The organism is Paenibacillus sp. LS1, from assembly GCF_026013365.1.
Lineage (GTDB): Bacteria > Bacillota > Bacilli > Paenibacillales > Paenibacillaceae > Paenibacillus.
Genome location: NZ_JAPDOE010000001.1, coordinates 1174975 through 1188627, shown reverse-complemented (window position 1 = coordinate 1188627; position 13653 = coordinate 1174975). Strand labels below are relative to the sequence as shown.

Annotated in this window: 5 protein-coding genes; all 5 read left to right on the top strand. The window is 42.3% G+C overall.

The features are described from left to right. Positions 1-15: 15 nt before the first annotated feature. The 5 genes from OM416_RS05070 to OM416_RS05050 all read left to right on the top strand — a co-directional run bounded on the left by OM416_RS05070 (position 16) and on the right by OM416_RS05050 (position 13641). Positions 16-5601 carry a hypothetical protein gene (locus OM416_RS05070; protein ID WP_264927597.1) on the top strand — a complete coding sequence of 1862 codons (5586 nt, stop codon included), beginning with the start codon at positions 16-18 and terminating at the stop codon, positions 5599-5601. A 44-nt stretch (positions 5602-5645) separates the two neighbouring features. Next, on the top strand, positions 5646-10292 hold the full coding sequence (locus tag OM416_RS05065) for a hypothetical protein (protein ID WP_264927595.1): 4647 nt from the start codon (positions 5646-5648) through the stop codon (positions 10290-10292). A 16-nt stretch (positions 10293-10308) separates the two neighbouring features. Next, a complete protein-coding gene (locus OM416_RS05060) occupies positions 10309-11454 on the top strand; it encodes a DUF1349 domain-containing protein (protein WP_264927593.1) in 1146 nt (381 codons plus the stop codon). 62 nt (positions 11455-11516) lie between these two features. Next, positions 11517-13289 (top strand): hypothetical protein, encoded by a 1773-nt coding sequence (locus OM416_RS05055; RefSeq protein WP_264927591.1) that lies wholly within the window; start codon positions 11517-11519, stop codon positions 13287-13289. 4 nt (positions 13290-13293) lie between these two features. Beyond that, positions 13294-13641 (top strand): hypothetical protein, encoded by a 348-nt coding sequence (locus tag OM416_RS05050; protein WP_264927589.1) that lies wholly within the window; start codon positions 13294-13296, stop codon positions 13639-13641. Positions 13642-13653: the final 12 nt, after the last annotated feature.

The following is a 13653-nucleotide window of genomic DNA, read 5'->3' as shown; positions in this document are numbered from 1 at the left end:
GGAGGGGGTGATGCAGTGCTCACAACAAACGAATACTATTTCAGCATCCGGGACATTGTTCAGACATCACAGGGATATTTGCTCAGGATAGGCAGTACAGGAAGCAGGCCTTTGGATTATATGTTTGTATATATTCCTTATAGTCGTTATGCCAGCATATTGATGCTGGATTTCTACATGGCAAGGAACGCTGCTGATGATACGATAAAAGACGAATTGATTGACTCCATCAAAAGAGATTTGGAAGGAGAAGAACAATTTATCGTTCTGTCTGATGGAAGAACAAGGAATCATGTATCGATAAACGAGATACCTATTGGAGACAAACGAAATACGGTACAAAGCGAGATTGAAGAAGGCATTAAGGCTATGCGTAATCGATTAGGTGCCGATAAGTCCTTAGAAGTGATTGAAGGAATTCGAACATCTCTTCGAGATAGCCATCTTATGGATAGCTCTGAGCAAAAGGCTGCGGATCGAATGCGGTGGCTGCATCCGGGACAGTTGCATACGGGAGATGAAGCATGGCGTGTTGATAATAATAAAGAGTTAAGGGTATTCAAAAATGTTACAGTGACACGCAACTTGCTGAAAAATCTGGACATAATTCATCCATCCCAATGGGGTGTTCGTTTCACGGATCAGGACGTTATTCTGGATTATCTTGGAGATTATGATCGAGATGATGCAATTGAAACCGTTGTTGAACGAATCATGGCGTCAGCCAGAGATCATCAGAAGCATACCCGGCTTGAGATTTTAGCGATAGCTAATCGGACAGTTTCGATGCTCACGGAGCAAATGGTGATGGATGGTGCTTTGAAAGAAACTGAGCGACGCAGCATCATAGTTAGAGTAATTGACAGTGTTAAAGAGAGACTGAAAGATACTGCGATATCCAAGCTGGACTTGGCTTCATCAATGACTCGGCGTGAACTCGATGTTTCATATGGAAACATGCTAAAAGCTGCAATAACCCATCATCGGAACACCTCCAACGAGCTTATGAGTGACTCCCAGCGTTTCTATAAACGGGATTCAAGCATAGATCATGACATACAAATAGGGAATTCTTCACGCTTCCTACAAGAAGAATATATGAAAATTGTACATGAGCAAATCCTCTTATCAATAGATCATACGAGAGAAATCAGAGTTCATAAGCCAGATCAGGGTGAAAGAAACTTTCAGGTCGAAGGGCAACTGGCTCAGTTCAATCAAGCCTTGCGTAATATTGATTTTGAAACGCAGATGCAGTATGTACAACAATGGGGGCAACGCAAAGATTTCGAAAACGGGTTAGTCATGCGTCCACCTGTTCTGGCTAAGCTGAAAACACGCCAATTCCCAAGTGTGGTACATCAGTCTCTCCGAATGGAAAGAGATACGAATAAAGAACTACTTTTAGCGGAAACACAGTTATATAGACGAAGCTTAGAGCATGATATTATTTCTTTAAACGAGATCATAAATTTGGATCGGAGCCGACTGACAGCACCTACCTTGATTAATAAGGAAGGTCTATGGGGAAGTATGGCTAAAGGTGTGCAAACCTATATGGACAGATCTTCAGCCAATAGGTATCATCCTGCATCTGCGTTAAGAGATATTCGTAGTGATCCCTGGGTGATCCAAAATGCTTTTCCAAGAGGACAACGTATTATAGGTCATAATCCGGCAACAATAGATCAGGAATTTCCATGGGGCAAAAGAATCATAGATCATAATCCTGCTTATAATGAAGATGTGAATACGCAAATCAAGGCTCACAGACTTATTGTTGTACTTGGAGCGGTTGAGGACACGAATAAGCAAATTCTTGCATCAAGGGATGCTACGGAGTTCGGAAATGTCTTGCGAAATAAACCCGAAGCACATCGAGATACAGTAGAATTCGCTAATGTTGAGAGGGATAAACCTGAGGGCACTCGGGTAGATAAAGAAGCTGCACATCTCCTTCGAGAATATTCAGAAGGACGCAGGGTCGACAAATTTGAATCATTTGTATCTTCCCAATTCGATACGGGTCATGTTGGTCCGCGAGCCATGTATATTCCCAAAACAGAAGTGGCTGCCGAGCGAACGGATACATATGAGATAGAATTAATATCCTCAAGTGCGGGTAACCGCATTACTGAGCAAGGAATCTGGTTACCCCAAGCTTTACGTGGAGAACGTGAAGATAAGACATTGACGATTGAAGATACGGTCTACGAGGCGCTGAAGAGTAGGGATAGTAAAAACCTTTTTCTTGACGATGAGATGTATGTAGCACTTAAAGGCAGCAAAGAGCTCAATATAGAGAAATTGTGGCAATCCCTAAAAAATATGACGCAGAAGCATATGGTTTACTTGGATGACTTACTAAAAAAGTTTATCAGTGATGGTGGAACGATTGGAAACAAATTATATCCGGGTCATCTGGAAGATTCATTGCTGGCAGCTGAATTATTAGATCGCCCTGCGCTTGTGTTGGAGATGATGATTGATGCGATGTATCAGACCGATGATGTCGCCTTTATGGATGAAAACCTTCTTACTGGAATTCGAGAGAGAATCGATGCATTAATTGAAGTGGGTATCTTGTGTTCAAATAAACAAAGTGATAATGGACTCGTTACATTCAGTTCAGAGGGTATTAGAGAATTGAAACAAGTTATCATCGACATGGACATGCCAGAAGCATATCAAGAGCCCGATGATGCATGGACAGACACACCATATCTAAATGCAGATCACCTACCCCGTCAGGGGAATGTAGATGATAAAATGTCCGAGGCCTTCAAGGAAAAAGACAGTGAGTATAATCAAGTAGGGTTGCTGAATGAGCAAAATACGGGTTCAAAGTTTGATCGGCGCGGAGAAACCATTGAGGTGACTTATGCGGATTGGGATGCCAAACCGATTACTTTTAATTTTGATACTCCACTTGGTTTTGTTGATTCATCTCCAGGAGTTTTCGATGAGGATCTATCAGAAATGAGCGCTGCTCACTCACAGGAAAAGTTTGGCATGGTGAATGAAACAGTCGATGGCTCTAATCACGATCGAGATGGATTATTTAACGAGCAAGATTATGCTACAGGAGAATCTATCCTTCGGTCAGGCGAGCACTCTAATACATACGTTGCGGGTTCGACAGATCTGCGAGAACTGTATATTAGCGAAGAGTACTCCATTGGTGCCCGTTTCAGTCAACAAGCGCATGTGAGTGAGGAATATAACTTAGGCAGTCCTGTTAGTCGTGAGCTTCAACAGACTGGAGAGATAGTCTCAGGAGCTTCTTCACAAATGAGAAAAGCTCAGGTCATTCAGTTGTATACCTCCAGTACTTCTGGAATTCGTCATGCAAATACAAGTGAGGGTTATGAATTAGGAGATCCATTTTTACGCCAAGGTCTATCTAGTGAAGGCTATGGCCTTGGATGTCAGGATTTGCGTGAAATGCAATGGGATGATGGTTATATGGGGGAAACGAATCATCGACTGGGTGTAACGGAAAAAAGATTATTTTACAGTTATATGGAATTAAAACAGGCAAACATGAAAGACGGAATGCAATTGGCCATGAACTCAGAACGATTGGCAGAGCAATCAGGTCGAGTTGAACATGCTACACAATTGAAAGATTCATGGGTAAATGAAGATTTTCAAGGTCAGGTATACAAGCTGGGTAATCTGGAACAGCAGTGGGTAGCTGATAAGCCACAACAGGGAAATCTGGAGAGCCAGTGGGTTGCTAACAAATATCAATATGGTTTGATGGAGCAATATCTTGACAGTGGAGATAAACCTAAGTACGCAGACGTGCCAGTAGAATCCATTGGAGGTTTGCCGCTCAAATATGGGCAGATTGAAGAGGAGTTGCAGGCAACTAAATACCAGTATGGCAACTTGGAAGAGCAGCTACTCGGAATTAAACCTCAGTATGGAAAAATTGAAGAACTGCTTTTTTCAACCAAGCCTCAATATGGCAATTTGGAAGAAAATCTTCTCGCGACTAAGGGTGGTAAAAGTTCCGAATACCACTTCACCAACAATGGAGATAAACGTGTAAGAGATTCGTATGTTGAAGAACAGTGGAACGGATCAAAGAGCGAGCGAATCACAGGTCTTGAGGAAGATATAGCTGGAATTCTGAATCCATTGCCGGCTACGTTTGAATCCGGTTTGTTAAGCATAAAAGGTAATTCCCAAGCTGATTGGGAGCAATCTTTAATGAGTGACAAGACGAGCAATTATTCTTCAATTGTTACTATGTCTGAAGCATTAAAAATCCAACAGCATGGGCATGTGGGAGAGCAATTAAATGCTAGCAAGTTGGAACAAGATGTTTCTCTTCTAGATGGTTCAGAAGGAAAGAAAGGACATGTGGATGGTGAATTAATCGATTTTACATGGACTGGCTCGAACTCAGCGCACCACGCTAATGTTGGGGCAGGATTATCCGGTGAAGCCGGACCACTTGAGTCTACAGGGCAATACGAAATGACGACTGCGTTTAAGAATAATCTTAATGGCGAATTAAATACAGAAGATACTAACATGTCAATCAAATTAAGCGGGTCAGGACAAGAAGTCGATGATTTTTCATATGCAGATTTTGAGGGCAGAGTGGCACTTGTTCAACAGGATGTCATCACTGTAGAACGAGAGGATAAACGAATATCTCATCTGGAAAACCAGACACGAGAGGCAACATTTGCGAATGCTCGTTTGTCTGAATTGCAGAATCCGGAGGATACATTCGCAACCTTTGAGGAACGATGTGCGCAGGTGATCACGGGCTTTATTTTCGCTGAACGACCTGAGATGCGGGCAGAGTATTTGGAACAGCTTTTTGCATTTCTGCCTGAACGAACAGCACATCTTATGAAGATCTATCACGAAGCCAAAGTGGAAGGAAGGGCTTCTGAGATTGAAGTTGATTCGGTGTTGGCTTATCGGGATCGGATCACTGAGGGATATCTGCCTCTTATGGATACTACCGCGCAGGGACTTGTTTTCGATTATACCGATAATCTGTTGGACCACGGAATGAATCCTGAAGACTGGGAGGGTGGTTTTGGCGTGCCCGAAGAGTATGATCCTCATGACCCGTTCAACGTTTATTTCCCATACTCCAAAGAGATGGATGCACTTGAACTTGTTCAGGCGGATGATTGGGTTCAATTCGGAGGCGGCGATTGGAAACGGGATGAGCTCCTCGGCAAGTTTTATAGTAAAAATGAAACTTCTCAAATTAACGGATGGTACCGGAATAATTTTCTGGGCGATCAGTATAAATTCTCCGTTGATTTCAAGGTAGATGAGAACGAGAAGGGTGACGATGGCGTTGGTATTATTTTTAAAATGCAAGATGCCAATAACTATTGGATGTTCATGGTCAATGGTGGTGATTCTACAAACGCTCTAGATATGAGGACACCGATGCAGCTGTATCATGTCGTCGCGGGTAGAAAAGAGTCTGTAGGTTCTCCGATGCAACCTTTTAAATGGGAAAGGGATCGATGGTACACAATCTCAGTATCCATCATGAAAGGTAAACTGCAAATCTATACCGATTCCAAACTACAATACGATTTAACGGGCACTGATTAACTCAGTGTTCTTTTTTTCGTATAGAGCGAGTACGAGGTGATTTTATGGGTCATACATTTGGATTATTTACAATGTCTCAAAAAGGCGTGTTGTTCGCCAATATGAGAGTTAAGATAGCTGATAAAGACGATTATGCCAATCCTAACCATCCAGAGCATCTCCCGGAGAGTCCCAATGCACCGAGAAGTGAAACGGACCGGCATGGCGAAGAAAATAATCCTATTCTGGGTGATCAAGGTTACGGTCAGATAGGACGATGGCAGACGGTTCAATTGGATGCACTGGAAAACAGTATTGATCAAATCATTGAGCAATATCTGAAAGATAAGTCGTGGTATGCGAGTGTACGATGCCGTGAAGCACTGTGGAATATGTACCGCAGGATAGAATGGTGGGTAGAACAGCAGCAGCCTCCAGATAAAACACAATATCAGCGAGTACTGCAAATGGTGAAAGATTGTATTCACAAAATTCTTGAAAACGCCCAGAAGCCTGGCGGTAGTCATCACGGTGTGTCATTGCCGATCTGTCCGGCACCCTACTACCATCATTTTAGTGGGAATTACTTTAATCATTTTGATGCAACCGTATATGAGATCCCGCTCTTCTCGATGAAAAAGGACGTCCCTTTCTCCAATAAATTCCCTGATTTCTTCAGATATGTATCATCAACGGAGGATCAGGAATGGGTAGCTGTTCACTCCGTAGGCCGAAATGAACAATCTGGTTCTGAGATGATCTTAAAACTGGATTTAGGGCTTCTGGAGATTGGCAACTCATCCAAAATAACATTTAACTGGCGTGTGAAGCGTTATGGACAGATCAGGTTCAAGTACCTGGCTAGTGCCAAGCGCGGTAATGGCATGCTGTTCTATATTAATGGGCAGCAAGTCGGAGGTGAATGGAGCGAGAATAGCGGATGGCAGGAAGCTGCATTTATGTTGCAGCCAGGGCAGATGTACAAGTTCGACTGGTTAATCCGCAAAATGAGACCAGAGGTATGGCAGAACAATGGCATCTATATCAAGGATGTTGAAGTCGTTGAGATTGTGGATACACGCAAGCCGCCTGCTCCGAAAGATTACGATCTGGATGGTGAGGACGTATATGAGTATGGTAACTGGGTTGTAAGATCACCACAAAGTGTGGCACAGGCTCATTTTAAAGGACAGTTCATTACGGATGATTTGCGTAAGAAAACCATGACGATGGATCTGGACAACGAATGTGATGGTACGGTTTCATTTGCATACAAAATGGGTGTGGATGAAGAGCCGTATCCCGATTATGAGTATCAGTTGTTTTTTGATGATGAATTTTTTCAGCGGACCCAGCGTGGAGATGGAGATCATGGTAGCTATGCTCGCTCAGTGCATGGTGTTGAATGGAAACTGAATGGGGACTATTCAGAAACAGAGACCAACCAGGCTAAAATCGAATATGAAATTGTAGCAGGGCCGGATACGACGGTGGATTTGAGAGGTTCACTCGAAGTAACTTGTCCTCAACGAGAAATTGATCATTGGGAACCGTTTCACTATGGACAAGGCATTGGGGAATATGAATGGTATATGTCGGGAAATCCGAGTTGGGTGAATCAAGGGAATGTGCTTCGTCTGGATGAACCGAAGCAGGGAGATATGATTGCTCAAACCATAATAACTTTGCCGGATGATGGATGGTTCATATTCAGCTATAAGCATCAGCTACGGCCTACTGAAGCTTTTGAGGTTACTGTAAATGGTATGTCTGTTCATTATACAACGACGAATGGTAATGGCGAACAAGTACGCATTCCTTTGCAAGCTGGAAACAACGTAATCCAATTTCGAATCAGAGATAGTTTAACGGAGGAACCCTTTAAATATCAGTTGGATAAGTTGTTTACCTATGGCAATAACACAGGTAATACATATCGCACAACGTCTCCGCTAGGTTCATATGTTGATGTGACACGCGGGTGGGATGTAACGGATGCTGGAGCAACCACGGAAACGAATAACGACACAATTACATATCGTTCCGAGTTAAATCCAGGTACGAAGCTGACGATTAAAGAACACATGCGAATCTATCCTGCGATGGACTATAATTATGATCCGGAAACGGGCGCGAATCGAGATGAATTGGTTTTTTATGAGCTGTTCAATGAAGAAGACAAAATTAGTTCAAGATTAAGATTTACAGGAAGCTGGGAATGGAAGGAGCTAATTGCTGGTGATGGTGTGATGTGGGCTCAGGGGCACAATCAGGAATTCATCTGCGAACTCGAAGCTCAGTTAAATAAGCCCGGTTATATATTCTGGCAGTATGGTGGAGATTTCGATCCCGGAGAGAAATTGGAGCTTCAAGTAGATGGCGTTACAGTCTGGACAGGGAATCAGTCCAATGGAAACGATGGAACAAACTGTATGTATCCAGTTTCCTCAGGCAGTCACCGTTTTCGCTGGATTTACCGGGATGGTAAGGCATATGTGCCTAGCGACGGTAACCCAGGTGGATCTGGCAGCAGTTATACAAATCCGGGAGGAAACGGTACCGGAAATGGTCCGTCAAATGGTTCGACTACAAGTCCATTTGGAGAAGTATGTTTTCATAGTGGAATGAAAAATCATGATATTCAGTATGGACAAAATTCTTATTCAGGACGGTCTGAACAGACGAGTCTGTGGGGATGGAAAAATGAAGGAGCAATTTATGACGGTAGTCATAGACTTCTGGATGAAGGTAAATATATTACCCGGGATTTTTATGCTCCTCACATTGGTAAAATTGATTATGTTGAGACGCTAAAGGTATATCCTATAAAGAAATTAAACAACACGGGTTTACGACCCATTCGAACTTCGGACATGATGAGACAGTATTATGCGGAACCAGGTACCATTTATCAAAATAAAGAAAATAATTATTACGGATTAAATGTGAAAAGTCTATCTCCTGGGGATCCGAAAACGGAGTTTGATAGTCCACATACCAAAATGATTTATCAACGTTTTTACTGTGAAGGCGAGTTTAGCATTGATTTTAGATATATTTGTTATCTGAAAGATGGGGATCAACAAAAAGCGAGATTTAGAGTTTACTTTTATCCTGAATCTGGTACAAAACGAATAATATTAAATGAAAAAAATAACAGGGGTAAGAATAACGGGAAAGTAAATTACAAAAACATAAGTGCTTCAGACTGGAACACAGCAGCGACCTTTTCTGAAACAGTCCCTAATTTGAAAGCAGGATATTACTATATCTGTATTGGCATTACGGATACTTTTGGTGATAGTGATCAAGATAAAGATGGTTTTCTCTACCATGCTTCTATTAAGAATCTATCCATTAAAACAAAAGATTCTGCCGGATTGAACGGCGGCAATCTGGTTTATCCAAACAGAACGGATAGTGAAACGTATGTATTGGTTGATTTGATCGATAAAACTATAGGTTCAACACTTTACTCCTATCGTTACCCGGCAAGTAATGGACAGATACAGACGTACAATATGGATTTTTCTCCTTATACATTATCTGGTAAGGCATACACAGTTCAATACAGTTTGCATAAAGCAGCAGGTGCAGCTGGCGGTAGTGGCTTGGATGCTGGAGGATTTACACTTAGTGGAGGACGTTTTAGAGAATCTTGGAATGCGTACTGTACAGATTCACAGGGACGATTATATTTGGAAGGACAATCGCCACATCCTGGGGAGGATACATGGAATCCGCCTGGACCAGTTACGACCGCGCCAGATGGTGGGAGTCATGCCTGGCTCGATGTAATTCGTTTATATAAAAATATAAGTAGAGCTTGTTCGGGAACTAAAATTGTGATCGAAACTCTTGAAGAAGGGCAAGTAATTGATACTCGACCAGTTACAAATGAAGATGATCAAATCATTTCTATTGAGGTAGAAAATACATCAGATCAGAAGAAAAATTACGAGATCCGCATTCGATTTGAGCAGGGCTGCCCGGGAGATGGAGCGATGATCTGGGGCGGATCGATGCAACTTGATGATAACAGTAAAATTGATCCATCCTGGGCAGAGGTGACTCACTTTGAAGTATGGGATAACAAACCGATCTGGATGGGCGGTTGCGATAACAGTAATATGGGCGTGAAAATTACCCGCGAGGACGGAAAAGTATTATGGGATGAAAAGTATTACGGAGACGGATATCGGGGTTTCGAACTGAATGATCTGGCTCCCAAGCCTTATAGCAAGTATAAGGTGGAGATTACAACAGATCAGAAGGGGCAGATCAGCGACTGGACAGGAAAACGATATCTGACCACCTTCCGGCTGCATGACTTCAAAGCCTACGAAAGATGGGTGTGGGTTCCTGAGCCGTTTGATTGTCAACTGGATTTCTTCATTGACGATGAGCTGATCAAAACATTCACCCAAGAGGGTGGATACTATACATTTTCACATCCAGTGCCCAAAGGCAAACATGAATTCAAATGGGTGTTCACCTCACTTCAAGAAGTGGGTACGCGGAGCTACGAATACGCTAATCTGGACTGGATGGAACTGACCAACTGGATATGTGATGACGTCTATGTCATTCCTTATTGTGAAGGCGGTGGAGGAGACAAGTGTGTTGAAGCGCTTATTAAATGCTTGCTGGAAGTTTGGAAAGCAAGGCCGAAAATGTGTGTAATCGGTAAACGGATATGGTTATTCACGTAAAGAAAGGAGGATCTGGATGGGAATTGTGAAACGTCAGGAAAAAGGGCTAATTTATTTTGATGAATTCAATGAATCCGAACTTGACTCAGGGTGGGAAGTATTGACTGACGATCATAGAAGGTACAGTACTGATCATGGGGTACTGGAACTAAGACACGGAGAGTCTCCAATATATATGTTTTTCACGGAATTAACCGGAATTGAAGAGTTCGTGATGGATGTCAAGAATGAGTATAATCCAACTGTTGAGGGAGACTCCGGGGGACTTATTGTATATGCAGACGATGAGAATATGGTGAAACTTGAAGAGTATTTTGATGAGGAAAAAGGGATAGCTAGAAGCTATCCTTGGATCCGTTTGGTACGAAGTTTTAATGTATATTCCGCATACTGGTCAGAGGACGGGAAGATATGGCGCTTTATTGGTAATCAGGAAGTCATCTCCTCTGTACCTAAGATCGGGCTTTTCTTAGAATCAGGAACACAAGGTGAACCACTAATCATTAATCATATACGAATTCAAAGAAGTGCCAGGGTGAAGGTAGATAATCTGAAACAAAGTTATCAGGTTGAGCTCCGGGATCAGGCAGGAAAAACTCTTGAAAAGAAAATATGTAAGTATGAGAATACCTCCATCATGTTCGACCTTCAACGATATGGTTACCCGTTTACAGGCAGCTTTGCTGTGACTTTGCCTGATCACAATAGATTTGAGGCGTCGGACATATTAAGTATATACGGTGGCGATACATATTACTTTGAACCTAGAGTGGATCTTTACTATCGTGAGTATAGCGACAATGGAGAATTCCTTGACGTGCGGTTACAAGACAACCAGGAACGTTTCCTCGGTTATATGTCCTCTGGTCAATCCGTAACAGAGAATGTGTTGTTTATTGCCAAAAATTCATTGAACCAAGGTATTTTTCAAAATGTTAACTTTGAGCTTGTCTCGTATCGGGGAGATCAGTATCAAAACGCAGTTCAGTTAGCGCCCGATGTTGAGGGAGAACCAGGAGCCTGGAGTATGCAAGTGAACGCAACCGAGATAACTCCAGAAAGCCCTTATCAATTCTGGGTGAGAGTAGAGAGGCTGGATACCAGCACCAATTATGAAGCCCAGGTCACGTTTGGGATCAAAGTTTCTTCAACGTATATATAGCTCTAAACTTTAAGTGCTCGACCACGTATAGATTCAATAAGGGTTGAGTTGGAGGTGAGAATATGTCTGTCCGCTTTAGCGGGACAAGTTCAGGAACGAACAATGGCAAGTTGCTTGACCACAATAGTTTGCTAAACAAAGGGACTCGATCCCACCAAGAAATTGATGAGCATCTTTCAGAGATGGAGGAAGCCAGAAGCGTTTATGTCAGCCTCCCTGAGCGTTTAGATCAGATGGAACTTGTAGGCAAACAGAATGAAACAGGGATAACTGGTCATGAATTGCGTATTGCTGACCTGGAACCTCGGGTATTGAATCAGGGAATATTGTTGGAAGACCAGAAGTCCAAGTTGGGTGAAGTTGAGAAAATCGTAACGGATATAAGCACGGATGTTCATGAACAAAATGAACGTTTGGAGAGTTTGGAGAATGAATTAGGAGATACTCGGGGGAATCGTGAATCACTTGCAGATGTTATATCAGATATAGAGCATTCCATTGATGAACTAAAAACGATCCCATTATCTGATTTGGCAATTAGCGCGGTAGCTATTGATTCTAATGGTCTGCTTAAGGTTCAGATCAATGGTGGTTATGCAAGCATTAACAGTACACTCGTTCAAAAAGAGGAGTCTTTCTATTCATTTATAGCCGAGCAAGATACCAGATATTATATATTTCTAAAGAATGATGGAACCTTCTTACATCAGTTGGTTTCCGATGAACCCGATAACGGCATGATTCTAGGATCTGTCACAACAGGTGCTACCTCTGATGCGGTATATCTTAAAGACCAACGCTATTATCTAACCAAAACGGTGTCTACAGGAGATTTTCAAGATCTCCAAGCAAGAATCACAGACGCTCAATCTCAGATCAATGAATTGGACGGAGAAGTGGTTAGGTGGATTGATCGTACCGAAGACTTGTCCAAACAAGTTGAAGGTTTTGGTGAGACTAAGGCTGAAGTTTCAGACGCTAGAATAGACAAAGATGGCTTTGAATTTGATAAGCTACCGGATCGTTTAAACCACATGCAATCCAAGCTGGAGCTAGCTGCATCCAGGGGGACGATGGAAAATCAATCAATTTTTCGTATTGAGTACCCACCTGATATAAGGCTTTCAGGACAAAAGAGCTTTTATTGTCCCAAATATAGCATTGGTTCTGACAGTGTAGAAGTACTTCTGGATGGAATTAGGGTAACTCCTGGGGAAGATTATATCGAATATACGGATACGGAAATTCGTTTTCTCTATGATATTCCGGTAGATTCGCGTGTGACACTTCTTAGCCGAGGGTCGATCATCAATACGTCTTCAACTTCAGAGTATGAGTATGACTCTAAAGGCAGAATGAAGCGTGAGATTATTACTGGAGGTATTAACCGCGTTATTGATTATGACTACGATCTTGAGGGGAATCTTATAGCGGAACTCATTACGGAGAGTGATGGGCAAGTTAAGACGATAACCTACGAACGGGAAGAAGGAAGAATTAGACGCAAGTTGAACAATGGGGCAATGTACTTTTACTTACAAGGCAGTTCGGCCTATGATGATCGCCCTATTAAACAACGTGTGTCTGTGCTTGAAGATATGGAAGAACAGGATGTCTATTTTGAGTATGATCCTCAAAGCGGGCTGATTACCAAAGAGATTACATATAACAACGATATAAAACCATTCATTGTTAAGATTATTGAGTACAATTATAACTCTGATGGTAGTGTGGATACCGAGATGGTCGACTTTAATGGTTCGAAAATAGTAAAAAAATATAAGTACGATTCGGATGGAAATATCCTTGGCGTCCAAAAAAGAAAGGTAGGCTGATAGAGTGAAATTACATTTCTCAATGACCAAAATTAAAACCGGATTTCGTCCTTTGTTCGACAAAATGGTAGGCACGAACCTTACGCCAATTACAGAGGAAGAGGTGGAACTCCTGATGTTTATGTTGCGGAGCGATATTATCTTCGATGGGACAGGGCAGCAGTACCTTCCGATGCTGGAAGCTTTGGAACAGGTGTTTCCTCTTGAGTTAACGGACGAAATTAACCAGGAGCTAGTGGATCAGGATACACAACGTCAAGAGCAAGACAGACAGATGCAGATCCGCACCGTCTTTCTGACAGCAATGAAAGAGTCGATGCTTCAGGAATTGAAAGTTCGATATGGCATTTAAGGAGGTGAGCGC